Raw genomic sequence first — 17,165 nt, forward strand, 5'->3', positions numbered from 1 at the left:
GGGAGTTATGGATCATTTAGACATCAATGAAATTTTTCATTATTTACCACAACGCTACCCTTTTTTATTAATCGATCGCGTGATTGATTTAAAAATCGAAGAATCAGTGACCGCGGTAAAGAATGTGACGATCAATGAAAATTTTTTTAACGGACACTTCCCTAAATTGCCCGTCATGCCAGGCGTATTATTAATTGAAGCACTTGCGCAAGCGAGTGGCATTTTAGCCTTAAAATCGGCTGAACACCGTGGATTGGAAATTGGGGGAATTTATTATTTTGCCGCTATTGATAATGTGCGTTTCAAAAAACCCGTTGTTCCTGGCGATCAATTAATCTTAGACGTTAAATTAATAAAATCTAAAAATAATGTGTGGAAATTCAGCGGCGAAGCGAAAGTCGATGGAAACTTAGTCTGCAATGCCGATTTAACCAGTGTAAGAAGAGATAGTTAGCGTGATTCATCCAACAGCCATTATCGATCCCAGTGCTCAATTAGCAGAAAATGTCAGTGTCGGCCCTTGGACTTATATCGGTCCCGATGTTGAAATTGGAGAGGGCACATGTATTCATTCTCACGTAGTCATTAAAGGCCCCACGCGCATTGGTTGTGACAATGAAATTTTTCAATTCGCCTCGATTGGCGAAGTCACTCAAGATAAAAAATACGAAGGCGAAATTACCCGTTTAGAAATTGGTGATCGCAATATTTTTCGTGAAAGTGTCACCATTCACCGAGGAACAGCCGGTGGTGGTTACGTCACTCGAATTGGCGATGATAATTTACTCATGGCCTACGTTCACATCGCTCACGACTGTCAGGTGGGAAGCCATTCCGTATTTTCGAACAATGCATCACTCGCAGGCCATGTGATTGTCGATGATTTTGTCGTTCTTGGTGGATTTAGCGGCGTTCATCAATTCTGTCGTGTTGGGGCACATAGTTTCTTAGCAATGAGTGCTATGGTTAATAAAGATGTGCCACCCTTTGTTAAAGTTTCGGGTTATTACGCTGAGCCTTTTGGATTAAATGCCGTCGGTTTGCAACGACGTGGTTATAGTAATGAAACCATTGCCCATTTAAAACGCGCCTATAAAATTTTATATCGTCAAGGTTTGGGTTTACAAGAAGCGTTAGCTGAATTAGAAAAAATGACGGCTGAATGTGAAGAGGTCAATATCTTAATCCAATTTTTACAACAGTCAGAACGTGGCATAGCGCGTTAATTCTCATGAATAAACCTCTACGGATTGGCATTATCGCGGGTGAAGTTTCTGGCGATAGACTGGGGGCTGAGTTAATTCATGCCATAAAAAAAATCCATCCCCATGTGATAGCAGAAGGGATTGCTGGCGAATGGATGCAACAAGCAGGTGTCACAAGTTTATTTTCTCTGGAAAAATTATCGGTAATGGGAATTATTGAACCGTTACGTCATATCCCTGAATTATTAATCATGCGTCGCAAGTTGTATCGGCACTTCATTAAAAATAAAATTGATGTTTTTATTGGGATTGATGCCCCGGATTTTAATTTAGGGTTAGAAATTGGCTTGAAACGGGCGGGCATTAAAGTTATCCATTATGTCAGTCCCTCGGTGTGGGCATGGCGCCAATGGCGCTGGCACAAAATAAAACGCGCTGTAGATTTAATGTTGTGTTTGTTTCCTTTTGAAGTGGAATTTTATCAACGCTATCACATTCCAGCCATCTACGTGGGACATCCCCTCGCGGATGAAATACCCATAGAAAATAATGCTATTCAGGCACGAATACAGTTAAATCTAGCCGAAAATAAAAAAACAATTGCCTTATTACCCGGCTCACGCTTAGGCGAATTAAAATATTTAAGCGATTTATTTATTGCCGTTGCTAAAGCGTGTTATCAACACAATCCCCACCTACAATTTGTAGCGCCGATGGCTAAATCGACCTGTTATGACTATTTTTCACAGCGAGTGCAAACGCTTGCGCCCGATTTACCCATTATTCTTCTCGAAGGACAAGCACGTGTGGCCATGAGTGCGGCCGATGTGGTTTTGCTTGCTTGTGGAACTGCCACCTTAGAATGCGCGTTAATCAAACGCCCCATGATTGTTGCCTATAAAGTATCTCGCTTCACCGCCTGGCTTGCAGCACGTTTGGTTAAAATTCAATATTTTGCTTTACCAAATTTATTGCTCAAGCAGCCCATTGTACCAGAATTATTACAACATGAAGCACGCGTTGATACGATAGTCCCTCAACTCATGGCCTTATTAAACGATGTCGAGACGCAAAAAAAACTCCAACACACATTTTTAACCCTTCATCAACAATTAAAACGAGAAGCCAGTGTGGTTGCTGCTCAAGCGGTGCTGAACATCGCGCTCAATCAGTCGGAATGAGATTCAAGCGGTGTATACACTTCATGCCATAAAACAATGTTACCGGTAGGATTAAATTTTAGCATGAGCATCGCCTCATACTGCTCGCTGCTGTTATCAAGGCGGGTGAGTTTAGCTATCAACGGTATGACCACGCTATCCTTATTGACAATAAACTCATGATACGTATACCGGATGGATTGCAAAGAAGATCGCATAGTATTCAAAAATTCCGCATAGGTTTGATAATTGGCTTCATAACGACGGCCGTTGGCTCGAACAATAAATTCTTCAGCAAAAAAATTGGCTAAGTCTTGAGGTTGCCAATTGGCTTGTGCGTTTAAATTGGCTTCATTCCAGGCCAGCAATTGTTTTGCACATTCTTCATTCGCCATGCGAAACCTCTTACTCTTCAGCAAAAAAAAAGAGTAACAAACAAATTGTGGGGATGCAATGCTACTGTTAAAATGTCCGCCGGTAAGTGGGAGAGAACAGCGTGGAATCATTTATAGCAGGCATCGATGAAGCAGGGCGAGGGCCATTAGCAGGTCCGGTCATTGCGGCAGCCGTGATTTTAAATCCCTTAAATCCTATTCTAGGATTACGTGATTCTAAACAACTTTCCGCAGCAAAACGCCAGGCTTTAGCCAGAGAAATTCGCGAAAAAGCCTTAGCCTATGCCTTAGGACGCGCTGAAGCCGAAGAAATAGATCGCATTAATATTTTGCAAGCCAGCTTATTGGCCATGCAACGCGCAGTGAATGCTCTCAGTGTTCAACCCACACACGCACAAGTCGATGGAATTCATTGTCCGCGTTTAAATTGCAGCGTGGAAGCGATTGTCAAAGGCGATAGTAAAATCCCTGCAATCAGCGCTGCTTCCATTTTAGCGAAAGTCGCGCGCGATCAAGAAATGTTAGACTATGCCAAACAGTATCCCGGCTATGGTTTTGAAACTCATATGGGTTATCCGACCAAAGCGCATTTACAGGCATTAGCAACGCTAGGTATTACGCCTATTCATCGGAAAAGTTATAAGCCGGTGGCATTAATTTTTGAACAACATCTTAAAATGAAGGAATTAGCATGAGTGAAATAATTGAAGGTAAAGCCATGGTAAAAAAACGTACTGCCCAACTGATTAAAAAAGTCATCAAGCGCGATAGTAAAGAAGTTAATTTTGACTTGGAGCGCATTACCACGGCGATCCACAAAGCCATGGAGGTTGCAAACGAAGGTTCTTTTCAAGAAGCCAAGGCCGTGGCCACGCGTGTGCAAAATGAATTAGAAGAAATTCGGCGGCGCTATAAATCCTTTATTCCTGACGTGGAAGGCATTCAAGATGCGGTAGAAAAAAACTTAATGTTTGAAAATTATGCCAAAACCGCTAAAGCCTATATTTTATATCGTCAAGAGCGTGCCAAGGCGCGTGAACAAAAAATTGTGATCCCCGCTCATATTCAAAAAATGGCGGAAGAAAGTCGACGTTATTTTAAAAATCCTTTAGCAGAATTTGTTTATTTGCGCACTTATGCCCGCTGGATACCTGCAGAAAAACGCCGTGAAACGTGGATAGAAACGGTTGATCGCTACATGAATTTTATGAAAAATCATTTGGGAGATAAATTAACTCCGCGTGAATATAAAGAAATTCGCCAAGCGATTTTACAACAAGATATCATGCCCTCGATGCGCTTATTACAATTCGCCGGGCCTGCTGCTGAAGCCACTCATGTCTGTGCCTATAATTGCTCGTTTATCGCGCCGCGGAATTTACGCGATTTCGGCGAAGTGATGTATATTTCGATGTGTGGTACCGGTGTGGGATTTTCAGTTGAAAGCCAAAATATTCAAGCCTTACCACAAATTAAGCCCCAAACAGGAAAAATGCTACCGACTCATGTCATCCCCGATAGCAAAGAGGGCTGGTGTGACGCGTTGATTTTAGGTATGACCACTTGGTTTGATGGTAATGATATACTGTTTGATTTTTCACAATTAAGACCCGCGGGCGCACGCTTAAAAACCATGGGTGGAAAAAGTTCAGGTCCCGATCCATTACGTGACTTATTAAATTTTACTCGCGCGATTATTTTAAAACGACAAGGGCGCCGTTTAACCAATATCGATGCGCACGATATTTTATGTAAAATTGGTGAAGTGGTTGTCTCGGGAGGTGTGCGTCGTTCGGCGATGATTTCACTTTCCGATTTAGACGATCCTCTGATGCGTCAGGCGAAAAGCGGACAATTTTTTTATAACGAACCGCAACGTTGCATGGCAAATAATTCGGCTGTTTATACGCAAAAACCCGATAACGCGACACTCCTCGAGGAATGGTTAGCCTTAGTGAAAAGTGGTAGTGGCGAGCGTGGAATTTTTAATCGCGCGGGATTAACGCAAACGCTACCCAAACGCCGTATTGAGTATTTAACGCAAAAAAATATTATTCAAAATGATACGATTGTTGGAATCATTGGTACGAATCCGTGCGCCGAAATTATTTTACAATCCAAACAATTTTGTAATTTATCTGAAATTGTCGCGCGCGCTGAAGACGATGAAGAACGCTTATTGCAAAAAATTAAACTTGCAACAATTCTAGGAACGTTCCAAGCAACCTTAACTCATTTTCCCTATTTATCACCGGAATGGCAAAAAAATTGTGAAGAAGAAGCTTTATTAGGTGTTTCAATTACCGGTCAATGGGATTGTGAAGCCGCTCGCGATGCTCGAACCTTACAAAAATTAAAGCAAAAAGCGCTTAGCATTAATAAAAAATACGCCGAACGTTTTGCGATTAATCCCTCAACGTGTGTCACTTGCGTCAAGCCTTCGGGTACAGTATCGCAAGTTGTAGATTGCGCTTCGGGAATGCATCCACGTCACGCACCGTACTATATTCGTCGTATTCGTATTGCAGCGACAGATGCCTTATTCAAAATGCTAAAAGATCAAGGCGTGCCCTATCATCCAGAGGTGGGTCAGTCAGAAGAAAATGCCACTACTTTCGTGCTGGAATTTCCAGTAAAAGCACCCAACGTAAAAGCGGTTTATCGAGACGACTTAACTGCGTTAGAATTTTTAGAACATTGGAAGACAGTAAAATTAAATTACACGGAACACAATCCCTCTGTCACTATTTCTGTCGGTGATGATGAGTGGTTAGAAGTGGCCAATTGGGTGAATCAAAATTGGGATATTGTTGGTGGATTGTCGTTCTTGCCTCGCGATAATCATGTTTATCATTTAGCACCCTATGAAACTATCGATAAACAACGATATCAAGAACTATTAAAACGGTTCGAAAAAATTGATTTTTCTCAATTAATCATTTATGAGCGTAATGATGAAACGGAAGTGAAAAAAGAATTAGCGTGTGTTGGTGGAGTATGCGAACTCTAGAGCACAAAATGTCAAATCAACAATTTGTTCATTTGCATTTGCATAGCGAATATTCTTTAGTGAATGGCATGCTGCGTTTAAAATCACTGGTTAAAGCGTGTCGCGAACGCAACCTTCCGGCGGTAGCGTTAACGGATCGATGTAATTTATTCGGCACGGTTAAATTTTACCGTGCCGCGCTTAAAGCCGGGATCAAACCCATCATTGGCGCGGAAATGTTAATTAAAAATCCCGATGATGCATTTAATCCGTTTAGCTTAATTCTACTGTGCCAAAATCAAGCGGGATATCGTCAACTTACCGCATTAATTTCTCGCGCATATTTAGAAGGTCAACAACACGGAATTCCTCTAATAGAACGTGAATGGATCGATTGCAAAGATGTTATCGCGTTATCGGGTGGCAAAAAAGGGGACATTGGCCAAGCAATTTTGCAAAATAATCTAGAACAAGCAGCGCGATATATATCATTTTGGAATGAACGATTTCCCTCACGTTTTTACTTAGAAATTCAACGCACACAACGCCAAGGAGATGAGCAATATAATGCTGCGTGTTTGCAGTTAGCCAACGCTCATCAAATTCCGGTTGTGGCTACTAATGAGGTGATGTTTTTAGATCAAAACGATTATGAAGCTCATGAAGCACGCGTGTGTATTCATAATGGCGAAATGTTACAAGATCCCAAACGCCAACAAAATTACAGCGAACAACAATATTTGCGTAGTGCTGAAGAAATGCAAAATTTATTTGCAGATATTCCAGAAGCACTGACTAATAGCCTAGAAATTGCCAAACGCTGTAATTTGCAATTAGAACTTGATAAAAATTATTTACCCAATTTTCCCGTGCCAGCAGGATTTACCATTGAAAATTATTTAGAAAATTTAGCCAAAGAAAAATTAGAATTACGCTTAAAAAAATTATTCGATAGTCAACAGCCGCAATTTTTACAGCAACGTCAAGCCTATGACGAGCGCTTAGCACGTGAACTCAATGTGATTAATGCTATGGGCTTTCCCGGCTATTTTTTAATTGTGGCCGATTTTATTCAATGGTCTAAGGACAATGGAATTCCGGTGGGGCCAGGTCGTGGTTCGGGTGCAGGATCATTAGTGGCCTACAGTTTAGGGATTACCGATATTGATCCTCTGGCCTATGATTTATTATTCGAACGCTTTTTAAATCCTGAGCGGGTGTCCATGCCCGATTTTGATATTGATTTTTGCATGGATAATCGTGATCGCGTGATTGATTATGTGGCACAAAAATACGGGCGAGAAAGTGTTTCTCAAATTATCACTTTTGGTACTATGGCGGCAAAAGCCGTGGTGCGTGATGTCGGGCGAGTATTAGGATTTCCTTATGGTTTTGTCGATAAAATTGCTAAATTAGTACCCTTTGAATTAGGAATTACCCTTGAAAAAGCACTCAGTCAAGAACCGTTATTACGCGAACGTTATGAACGCGAAGAAGATGTGCAAACTTTAATTGATCTGGCGTTAAAATTAGAAGGTATCACTCGCAATGCCGGAAAACATGCGGGTGGTGTGGTTATCGCCCCCTCAAAATTAATTAATTTTGTTCCGCTATATTGCGAAGAAGGTGGCGGTAATTTAGTTTCGCAATTTGATAAAGACGATGTCGAAGGTATTGGCCTGGTAAAATTCGATTTTCTAGGATTGCGCACGCTCACCATTATTGATTGGGCAATTGCTAATATTCAAAAACACTTTAACCAAAAAATTGATATTACAACAATTCCCACCGACGATGCTGTTACCTTCGATTTATTAAAACGTTGTGAAACTACAGCAGTATTTCAATTAGAATCTCGCGGCATGAAAGATTTAATTAAACGCCTGCAACCTGATTGTTTTGAGGATATTATTGCTTTAGTCGCCTTATTTCGCCCAGGACCTTTGCAATCGGGAATGGTCGATGATTTTATTGATCGCAAGCATGGTCGCCAAACTCTGGAATATATGCATGAGGATTTAACCGAAGTATTAAAACCTACCTATGGAATTATTTTATATCAAGAACAAGTCATGCAAATCGCGCAAGTCTTAGCCGGTTACACATTGGGCGGCGCCGATTTATTGCGTCGAGCCATGGGTAAGAAAAAACCCGAAGAAATGGCCAAGCAACGCCAAATTTTTGTCGAAGGTGCGAGTGCACGCGGCGTTGACGCTGAGCAAGCACAACATATTTTCGATTTAATGGAAAAATTTGCAGGTTATGGATTTAATAAATCGCACTCGGCTGCTTATGCATTAGTTTCTTATCAAACAGCGTGGTTAAAAGCGCATTATCCCGCCGCATTTATGGCAGCGGTATTATCGTCTGATATGGATAATACCGATAAAGTGGTCATGTTTATTGAAGAATGTCAACGCATGCAATTAACGATTATTTATCCGCATATTAATCACAGCCAATATCAATTTAGCGTGCGAGATAATTCAACCATCGTTTATGGATTAGGGGCTATTAAAGGTCTCGGTCAAGCGATTGCCGATGTTATTGTTGCCGAACGCGAAAAGCACGGTGAATATCGTGATATTGTCGATTTATGTTTGCGTTTAAATCAGCATAAATTAAATCGTCGGGTTTTAGAAGCCTTGGTGCGATCGGGCAGTGCTGATCATCCCCAATATCATCGCGTGCAATTATTCACAATTATCGATAGCGCATTGTTGGCGGCAACTCAATCACTACAAGCTGAAAAAAGTGGCCAGCAAGATTTATTTTCAGCGCTTTCTCCGCAAGCAATGCCGGTGGTAGAGTTTCCCGAAATAAAACCTTGGAGCGAACAAATGCGCTTGCAAGGTGAAAAAGAAACCTTAGGTTTATATGTGAGTGGTCATCCCCTCGATGAATTTCGTCAGGAATTAGCGCACTTCACTACCAGCACCATTAAAGAACTCGCTTCTAAAAATAATCAAAGTGTGATCCTGGCAGGATTTATGATTACCATTCGCACCTTGCTGAATAAACGCGGGGAACGCATGGGATTTATGACGCTGGATGATGGCACGGCGCGCATTGAAGTGGCAATCTTTAGCGATGCTTTTCAGTTATATCGCGAATTAATTGTGAAAGATAATTTAATGATTATCGAAGGTGAATTAAGTATTGACGATTTTAGCGGTAATTATCGCATGAGTGCAAAACGTATTTTATCGCTAGAGCAAGCTCGCGAAGCCTATGCCAAATATTTACTGTTAAATTTAAAATCAACACATTTAACCGCCGAATTTTCCGAGCGCTTAAAAGATATTTTACGAACTTTTTCACCAGGTGCGACCCCGGTTGTGGTAAACTACCAAGAATCTGAATTTTCTGCGCGTTTGGTATTTGGCAAACAATGGACTATTCAACCACGAGTGAATTTAATTAACGAGCTCAATGAATTAATTGGTGCAGAAAATATTGCATTTTCTTATGAGTGAGAAATAATCATGAATTTAAATTTTTTAGATTTCGAGCAACCTATTGCCGAACTTGAAGCCAAAATTGAAGAATTGCGACGCGTTAGCAATACCAGCGAAATTAATATTGGCGATGAAATTAAACGCCTCGAACAAAAAAATGCAGAATTAACCAAGTCAATTTTTTCTTCTTTATCTTCATGGCAAATTGCCCAACTGGCACGCCATCCGCAACGTCCTTATATGCTCGATTATATTCAACATATTTTTACCGATTTTGATGAATTGCACGGTGATAGGCATTATGCCGATTCTTCCGCATTAATCACTGGCATCGCCCGTTTTCATGGTGAGCCTGTATGCGTGATAGGTCACCAAAAAGGTCGCACCACCACTGAAAAAATCGCCCGTAATTTTGGCATGCCTCGTCCTGAAGGATATCGCAAAGCATTACGAGTGATGAAATTAGCCGAACGTTTTCATCTACCGATTTTCACTTTTATCGATACTCCCGGCGCTTATCCTGGCATCGGTGCCGAGGAGCGTAATCAAAGTGAAGCCATTGCGAGAAATTTAGCGGAAATGTCCGATTTGCGTGTGCCAATTATAGCAACGGTGATTGGTGAGGGTGGTTCAGGTGGTGCGTTAGCGATTGGGGTCGCAGATTGGGTGATGATGTTACAATACAGTATCTACTCCGTGATTTCACCTGAAGGTTGTGCCTCTATTTTATGGAAGTCTGCTACCAAAGCCTCTGATGCTGCCGAAGCGATGGGGATCACGGCGAGTCGTAATAAAGAGCTGGGTTTAATTGACGAAATTATTGCGGAGCCTGTTGGTGGTGCGCATCGCGATGTGGAAAAAATGGCGAAAACGTTAAACGATCATTTATTAAAAACGCTTAAAAATTTACGTCAATATTCTAGCGATGATTTATTAGCAAGGCGTTACCATCGCTTATTAAGTTATGGGAAATAACGGTTGAATGTTGCAAGAATTTCAATCCTCGATTCAACCTTTTTTTAACGAATATTCTCATTTACGCACTATTTTCGTGGCCTTTAGTGGCGGTGTAGATTCTCATGTTTTATTGGATTTACTGATGCGTTTTAGCCCAATACCTGTCGCTGCGATCCACATTAATCATAACCTGCAACCGCTAGCATCGACATTTGAACGCCATTGCCAACAAATTTGTCGTCAATATCATATTCCGTGTCATGTCTTGCGAGTCGACGTGCGTGATCGATCACAAGGTCTGGAGGCTGCAGCAAGAGCAATACGCCGGCGTGCATTACAAACATTTTTAACAGCCGATGAAGCCATTTGTTTTGCGCACCATGCTAACGATCAAGCGGAAACATTATTATTACAATTATTGCGCGGCGGTGGTGTTAGTGGTTTAGCCGGCATGCCCCGTATTCAAAATTTTGGTGATGCCTTATTATGGCGCCCCTTATTACCCTATACTCGAGAAATGATTATCGCTTACGCGCATTCACAACAATTATCTTGGATTGAAGATCCCACCAATCAACACCCTGAATTTGATCGTAATTATTTACGTCATCAAGTGATGCCGTTGCTGCAACAACGCTGGCCACAAGCGATAAGATGTTTTAATCGCAGCAGTGATCATTGCCATCATGCCAGTCATTTACTCGAAGAATTAGCGCAACAAGATTATCAATTATTTAATCAAGATGGATCAGGTTTATCGTTACCTTGTTTAGCACAGTTATCTCTTCCAAGACAAATCAATGTCATTCGTTATTGGCTAAAACAGGCTAATTTACCGGAATTATCCACGCAACAAGTCCAACAACTCTTCACCACCGTTATTCATGCCAAAGCGGATGCCACTCCACGTTTAGCCTGGGGACATTGTGAAATTCGGCGCTATCATGGCAAACTCTATGCGCATAAAATTCCTGCCAGTATCAAACTGGCAGAAAAAGTGAATTGGAATTTGCAAGAACCCTTAGAGCTGCCCCATTTGCGCTTATCGGCATGGCAAGTGTTGGGGCAGGGTATCTCAGTCAGTCGCTTGCTGGATTTAGACAAAATTAGTATTCGTTTTCGCGAATATGGCGAACGCTTTCATCCTGCCGGCCGCATAGGCTCACATCCTTTAAAAAAATTAATGCAAGAATGGAAAATTCCACCTTGGCAACGGAATACTATTCCATTACTTTATTATCAAAATGAATTAATTGCGGTAATTCCATATGCCATTCGTCACGGTTTACAAGCGTTGCCCCATGAACTGGGTTGGCTAATTCAAACATCAATAAAGGAGTAATAAGGTGTTAGGCTTGACTTTATTATTAATTTTTTTAATTATTCTTTCCGCTTTTTTTTCCTGTTCGGAAACGGGTATGATGTCGGTGAATCGCTATCGCTTACGTCATTTAGCGCGGGTAAAAAAGCACAAAGCCGCGCAACGTGTGCGCTTATTATTAGAACGTCCCGATCGCTTACTCGGTGTTATTTTAATTGGAAATACTTTTGCCAATATTCTTGCATCGGCCATTGCGACGATCATTGCTAGTCATTTATTTGGAGATCTTGGAATTGCAATTGCCACTTTCTTTCTAACCTTAGCAGTATTAGTTTTTTCTGAAGTAGCACCTAAAACCTTAGCAGCTTTATATCCTGAAAAAATTGCATTCATAGTGTCTTTACCGTTATCCATATTATTAAAAGTATTTTATCCCGTGGTTTGGTTTATTAATTTTATGGCGAATAATTTATTAAAATGTTTTGGAGTCAGTATTAAAAAAGATTTAACCGATCCTTTGTCTAAAGAAGAGTTGCGAACTGTTGTATATGAAGCGAGTAGTAAAATTTCGCTTAAACATCAATCGATGCTCCTAGGAATTCTCGATTTAGACAAAGCCACCGTAGAAGATATTATGGTTCCTCACAATGAAATTGTTGGGATTGATCTGGAGTTAACGTGGGATGAAATACTCGACACACTACTTTTTAGCCAACACACCCGCTTACCCATTTATCGTAACGATATCAATAATATCGAAGGTATGATACACGCACGCAAACTTTTAAGTTTAATGTCACATCACAAACTTACCAAAGAAACGTTAATTGAAAATAAAAGTGATGTCTATTTTATTCCTGAAAATACCCCATTAACCACTCAATTAGTTAATTTTCAACGTGAACAACGTCGTACAGGATTAGTGGTGGATGAATATGGTGATGTTTTAGGGTTAGTGACTATTGAGGATATTTTAGAAGAAATTGTCGGTGAGTTTACTAGCGATTTTGCACGGACATTAAAAGAAGTGTATCAAGAAGAAGATGGTAGTTATTTGGTGGATGGCAGCATTAGCGTACGCAAATTAAATCGTCTCATGAATTGGAAATTGCCCATTAAAGGTCCAAAAACATTGAGTGGTTTGATTATTGAATATTTAGAATTTATTCCACGCTCGAGTATGTGTTTGAAGTTAAGAAACTATCCGATTGAAGTCGTGCAAGTTAAAGAAAATACGATTAAGACTGCTAGGATTAAAATATCAAAATAAACTCGCTTAGCCAAAATATATTTGCGGTAATTCAAAATTAATATTTCCCGCAAAAATAATAGCGGCGGTTGACGAGGGATTGATTACTAATGCCCAAGTAGTAAAATCTTTAATGTTAAAACACGCATTACTCATGCCGCGCAAAATCAACGTTGCCGGAAATTTTTTTTCTGTGGTGTTAGTTTTTAACAGAACATCACCCCGCATAACCCATTGTGAATAAAGTTGATGAGTTGTGCCCACAGTAAACGGCGATTCAATATCACTGACTTGCCATTGGCTAGTGCTGGGTAGCTGAAAGATTAAATGATACTCAGGATTATTCATCAAGCTCATGGATAAGGTAGAATGTTTAATGTCACCGGCCAAGGGTTGGTGATTAAAATTAGCAAAGTCCGTACTAGAACCAGCCACGATAAGCTTAGGTTGCAGCAATTTTATTTTATTGAGTAAATCACCCTCGTCGGCAGCAAGCGTGTGTGAATGGCTTTGCCAAAAACCGCGCGGAACGTTGCATTCACTGGCTAAACTTAATTGGAATAGGCAACTCAATCCTAGCATCACGATCATATTAAACCGATTCATTGGCATAGCGACTCACAGTGAAAAATCTTTAAAAGAACAAGCATAACGAGACTAGATTTCACAATCAATACTGACTACAATAGCGCGCATGCCAATTAAGACGTTTCCTGTTACAGTCAGTTGGGCTAAAATGCTCAGCAAGAATGTTCGTCATCTGAGTTTCAAATTAGATGGCGCGATGCCGCTTAATTTTATTCCCGGCCAATTTATTAATATTCATATCGAACACGATAATCGCACACTGAGCCGCAGTTATTCTATTGCAACTCGATCCGAACTAAGTCAAGAAATTGAAATTGCTGCTTCGTTTGTTGAAGGTGGAATTGCCAGTGACTATTTAGCAGGGTTACAAGAAGGCGATCGCGTCACCATGTCGGGCCCTTTTGGTCGTTTAATTTTACGCGATGAACAACCGCAACGGTATTTTTTAATTGCCACGGGTACAGGCGTCACACCGTATCGTGCCATGCTCGCCACTCTGGCTAAACGCGATGTTGAAACCTTTATTTTATACGGTTGTCGCACATCAGACGATTGCTTATATGGCGAAGAATTTGCTGAATTTTGCCAAGGCTTTGATCATTTGTCGTATCACGCCTGTTATTCGCGTGAAATGCCGGAAAATCCGCAAGCGTTTGAACACGCAGGCTATGTGCAAGATTATTTAATGTCATTTAATTTATCACCCACCCAAGATGTGATTTATCTTTGTGGTAATCCCAATATGATCGACGACACCTATGAGCGCTTGAAATTGTTAGAATTCAATCCGCAAAGTGTGCGTCGTGAAAAATACATTTCTAATAATTAGGATCAATTCCCATGTCGCAAAAAACTGCAATTTCACCGACACGTAGTGAAGATTATGCCGAATGGTATCAGCAAGTGATTAAGGCTGCTGAATTAGCTGAAAATTCCAGCGTCCGCGGTTGCATGGTAATTAAACCCTGGGGTTATGGTTTGTGGGAACAAATTCAACAACAATTGGATCAGCGGTTTAAAGCATTAGGACACGAAAATATTTATTGCCCATTATTCATTCCCTTAAGTCATTTGCAAAAAGAAGCCGATCACGTTGAAGGTTTTGCTAAAGAATGTGCGGTGGTCACTCATCATCGTTTGCAAGTGAATGACGAAGGAAAATTAATTCCCGCCAGTCCTTTGGAAGAACCGTTGGTGGTGCGTCCAACCTCAGAAACCATCATGGGCGAAGTGTTTGCCAATTGGGTCCAATCCTATCGTGATTTACCGATTTTAATTAATCAATGGGCAAATATCGTTCGCTGGGAAATGCGCACGCGTTTATTTTTACGCACCACTGAATTTTTATGGCAAGAAGGTCACACCGTTCATGCCACTCGCGAAGAAGCGATCCAAGAAACCTTAACCATGTTAAACGTCTACCATGAATTTGTGAATGATGTCATGGCAATACCGGTGATTAAAGGCGAAAAATCTGAAGCCGAGCGGTTTCCAGGCGCAGATAATACTTATTGTATTGAAGCGATGATGCAAGACAAAAAAGCCCTACAAGCTGGTACTTCCCATTTTCTCGGACAAAACTTTGCAAAAGCGTTTCAAATTCGTTATTTAGATCAACAAGGCGAATTACAAACCGCGTGGACAACGTCTTGGGGAGCATCAACACGTTTAATCGGTGGGTTGATAATGACTCATAGTGATGATGATGGTTTAATGTTACCTCCACGAATTGCGCCTACTCATGCAGTGATTTTACCGATTATTCACGATGACGCCGATCGTCAAACAATTTTAAATTTTTGCGATCAAGTCGCGAATGAATTACGCGAACAATCTTTTTATGGTCGGTCTATTCAAATCAAAGTCGATACTCGCGATATGCGCGGCGGCGATAAATCTTGGCAGTGGATTAAAAAAGGCGTACCTCTTAGAATTGAAATTGGTAAAAAAGAATTAGAAGAAAATAAATTAAGTGTAAAACGTCGCGATCAAGCCCATCGTGATCGTTTAAATCTCAGCGTGACGGAATTAAAAAATACTATCACCACTATTTTACAAGACATGCAAAATACCATTTATCAACGCGCGCTGAATTTCCGTCAACAACACACGCATATTGTTGAAAGTCGCGATGAGTTTTATGAATTTTTCAAACATAATAATGGTTTTGTACTAGCCCATTGGTGTGGCGATGCGGCGATTGAAAAGCAGATTCAAGAAGAGTTAAGCGTCACCATTCGCTGTTTACCCTTAGAACACGACGGCCCAGGCCAATGCATTTTCACCGGAAAACCAAGCCCCCAACACGCCATTTTCGCCAGGGCTTATTAAATATTATAAAATCTAGCCTGGAACGCAGCGTAAAATGTAGCCTGGAACGAAGCGCAGCGAAGATCCAGGAACGGTAAATCTTTAAAACTATGATCCTGGATCTCCGCTCTGCTGCGTTCCAGGCTACGCTAAAGATCCTGGATCTCCGCTCTGCTGCGTTCCAGGCTACGGCTGCGTTCTGGGCTACGTTAAGCGACAAAACTGCCTAGTAATTCGCGGATTTTGGCTTTCATGAGATCGATGGCAATGCGATTTGCGCCGCCGCGGGGAACAATGATGTCCGCGTAGCGTTTGGTGGGTTCGATGAATTGCAAATACATGGGGCGAACGGTTTTTTCGTATTGTTCGATAACCGATTCTACAGTGCGCTTGCGTTGAATAATGTCGCGTTTTAATCGGCGGATTAAACAGACATCGAGTGGAGTATCCATATAAACGCGAATATCCATCATTTCACGCAAGGGTCTATCGGCAAATAATAGAATACCTTCCAATACGATAATCGCATGTTTAGCAATGGTAATGGTGCGATCTTCGCGCACATGTTCGGCATGATTATAAATTGGAATTTCGACGGTTTCTTGTTTTTGCAATCGTTTTAAATGTTCGCAAAATAAGGGATGATCGAAGGCATCGGGATGATCGAAATTAGTTTTAGCGCGTTCTTCAAAAGGCAAATGTTTTAAATCTTTATAATAGGAATCTTCGGAAATTACCGCCACGCGGTCGGAACCAATTTCATCGACAATCGTGTTAGCCATTAAACTTTTACCTGAACCGGAAGCGCCGGCGATGCCGATGATAATGGTTTTTTGTTCCATGATTTGCCTATTTGTCAAACACTAAATTGGGCATATTGTACTGGCTGTTAGTCTGTTTGGCAATTTGCTTTGCGTGCTTTCCGCAATAAAACATAAACCGCACCGCGTCCACCCTCAGTAGGTTTTGCCGAGCAAAACGCGAGTACTAAGGGATGCAGGCAAAGCCATTGATTACAGTAATTTTTCAAAATAGGCTGAGTGTCTTTTAAGCTTGATTTACCATGAATAATTAACACGTGATAAAATGCCTGTGCCTGACAATCCAGTAAAAAATGACCTACAGCTTGTTCCGCTTGTTGAACTGTGAATCCGTGCAAATCCAAACACGCTTGGATGGGGAGTTGACCGCGCCGCAATTGTTGGATACGTTTATGCGGTAAGTCAGGGCGCGCGAAAAATAATTCGCTTTCACTGTCAACTCTCGGTAAGCTCGTGTTGCGTTCGAGGATAATTTCGGTGAGAGGTTCGGGTAAACTCGCGCGTGGTTGGGTGTGACGGGGACGTTTGATCCGTGCTTGCTGATGTTGAATGGGTTTAACATCACGCATACTTTGGCGAAATAAATCGATATCATCTTGAGGAATACGAGGTTTTTTAGTCATCGATCACTACTCGCTAGGGTTGCCGTCGCCTGGAACGGAGCTTTCCGTAGCCTGGGACGTATCGGAGCGGAGATACAGGATAAGAGTTT

General features: G+C 41.3%; 15 protein-coding genes. 11 read left to right on the forward strand and 4 right to left on the reverse strand.

Features of this window, described 5'->3' with window-relative positions:
• Nucleotides 1-7 precede the first annotated feature (7 nt).
• From fabZ to lpxB, 3 genes are read left to right on the forward strand one after another with little or no spacing between them, the layout of a single operon-like run.
• Nucleotides 8-454 (forward strand): 3-hydroxyacyl-ACP dehydratase FabZ, encoded by a 447-nt coding sequence (fabZ, locus tag KIT27_09420; protein MCW5589866.1) that lies wholly within the window; start codon nucleotides 8-10, stop codon nucleotides 452-454.
• Nucleotide 455: 1 nt separating this feature from the next.
• Nucleotides 456-1,226: an acyl-ACP--UDP-N-acetylglucosamine O-acyltransferase gene (lpxA, locus tag KIT27_09425; protein MCW5589867.1), complete on the forward strand. Its 771-nt coding sequence runs from the start codon at nucleotides 456-458 to the stop codon at nucleotides 1,224-1,226.
• Between the two features lie 5 nt (nucleotides 1,227-1,231).
• On the forward strand, nucleotides 1,232-2,386 hold the full coding sequence (gene lpxB, locus KIT27_09430) for a lipid-A-disaccharide synthase (GenBank protein MCW5589868.1): 1,155 nt from the start codon (nucleotides 1,232-1,234) through the stop codon (nucleotides 2,384-2,386).
• Here the strand turns inward: lpxB and KIT27_09435 are convergent.
• On the reverse strand, nucleotides 2,374-2,760 hold the full coding sequence (locus tag KIT27_09435) for a hypothetical protein (GenBank protein MCW5589869.1): 387 nt from the start codon (nucleotides 2,758-2,760) through the stop codon (nucleotides 2,374-2,376). The two genes, lpxB and KIT27_09435, sit on opposite strands and share 13 nt — an antisense overlap.
• A gap of 86 nt (nucleotides 2,761-2,846) precedes the next feature.
• On the opposite strand from KIT27_09435, the gene rnhB reads away from it, so the two are divergent.
• From rnhB to KIT27_09465, 6 genes are read left to right on the forward strand one after another with little or no spacing between them, the layout of a single operon-like run.
• On the forward strand, nucleotides 2,847-3,455 hold the full coding sequence (gene rnhB, locus KIT27_09440) for a ribonuclease HII (protein ID MCW5589870.1): 609 nt from the start codon (nucleotides 2,847-2,849) through the stop codon (nucleotides 3,453-3,455).
• Nucleotides 3,452-5,770: a hypothetical protein gene (locus tag KIT27_09445; GenBank protein ID MCW5589871.1), complete on the forward strand. Its 2,319-nt coding sequence runs from the start codon at nucleotides 3,452-3,454 to the stop codon at nucleotides 5,768-5,770. The genes rnhB and KIT27_09445 overlap by 4 nt, the downstream gene beginning before the upstream one ends.
• An 8-nt stretch (nucleotides 5,771-5,778) precedes the next feature.
• Nucleotides 5,779-9,225 (forward strand): DNA polymerase III subunit alpha, encoded by a 3,447-nt coding sequence (dnaE, locus tag KIT27_09450; GenBank protein ID MCW5589872.1) that lies wholly within the window; start codon nucleotides 5,779-5,781, stop codon nucleotides 9,223-9,225.
• Nucleotides 9,226-9,234: 9 nt separating this feature from the next.
• Nucleotides 9,235-10,182, forward strand: a complete 948-nt coding sequence (accA, locus tag KIT27_09455) for an acetyl-CoA carboxylase carboxyl transferase subunit alpha (GenBank protein ID MCW5589873.1) — start codon at nucleotides 9,235-9,237, stop codon at nucleotides 10,180-10,182.
• Between the two features lie 7 nt (nucleotides 10,183-10,189).
• Entirely contained in the window at nucleotides 10,190-11,506 is a 1,317-nt protein-coding gene (gene tilS / locus KIT27_09460) for a tRNA lysidine(34) synthetase TilS (GenBank protein MCW5589874.1), read from the forward strand.
• A 4-nt stretch (nucleotides 11,507-11,510) separates the two neighbouring features.
• A complete protein-coding gene (locus tag KIT27_09465; protein ID MCW5589875.1) occupies nucleotides 11,511-12,755 on the forward strand; it encodes an HlyC/CorC family transporter in 1,245 nt (414 codons plus the stop codon).
• A 6-nt stretch (nucleotides 12,756-12,761) separates the two neighbouring features.
• Here KIT27_09465 and KIT27_09470 read toward each other — a convergent pair whose 3' ends face one another.
• On the reverse strand, nucleotides 12,762-13,340 hold the full coding sequence (locus tag KIT27_09470; protein MCW5589876.1) for a hypothetical protein: 579 nt from the start codon (nucleotides 13,338-13,340) through the stop codon (nucleotides 12,762-12,764).
• Nucleotides 13,341-13,428: 88 nt separating this feature from the next.
• On the opposite strand from KIT27_09470, the gene KIT27_09475 reads away from it, so the two are divergent.
• A complete protein-coding gene (locus tag KIT27_09475) occupies nucleotides 13,429-14,151 on the forward strand; it encodes a siderophore-interacting protein (protein MCW5589877.1) in 723 nt (240 codons plus the stop codon).
• A gap of 11 nt (nucleotides 14,152-14,162) precedes the next feature.
• Entirely contained in the window at nucleotides 14,163-15,653 is a 1,491-nt protein-coding gene (gene proS, locus KIT27_09480; protein ID MCW5589878.1) for a proline--tRNA ligase, read from the forward strand.
• Between the two features lie 188 nt (nucleotides 15,654-15,841).
• Here the strand turns inward: proS and udk are convergent, their stop codons facing one another.
• Together udk and KIT27_09490 are read right to left on the reverse strand one after the other, a co-directional pair.
• Complete coding sequence (gene udk, locus KIT27_09485; GenBank protein MCW5589879.1) at nucleotides 15,842-16,474, reverse strand: uridine kinase; 633 nt, start codon at nucleotides 16,472-16,474, stop codon at nucleotides 15,842-15,844.
• Nucleotides 16,475-16,521: 47 nt separating this feature from the next.
• Nucleotides 16,522-17,076 carry a Smr/MutS family protein gene (locus KIT27_09490; GenBank protein MCW5589880.1) on the reverse strand — a complete coding sequence of 185 codons (555 nt, stop codon included), beginning with the start codon at nucleotides 17,074-17,076 and terminating at the stop codon, nucleotides 16,522-16,524.
• Nucleotides 17,077-17,165: the final 89 nt, after the last annotated feature.

The organism is Legionellales bacterium (genome assembly GCA_026125385.1).
In the GTDB taxonomy this organism is placed as follows: Bacteria; Pseudomonadota; Gammaproteobacteria; order JAHCLG01; family JAHCLG01; genus JAHCLG01.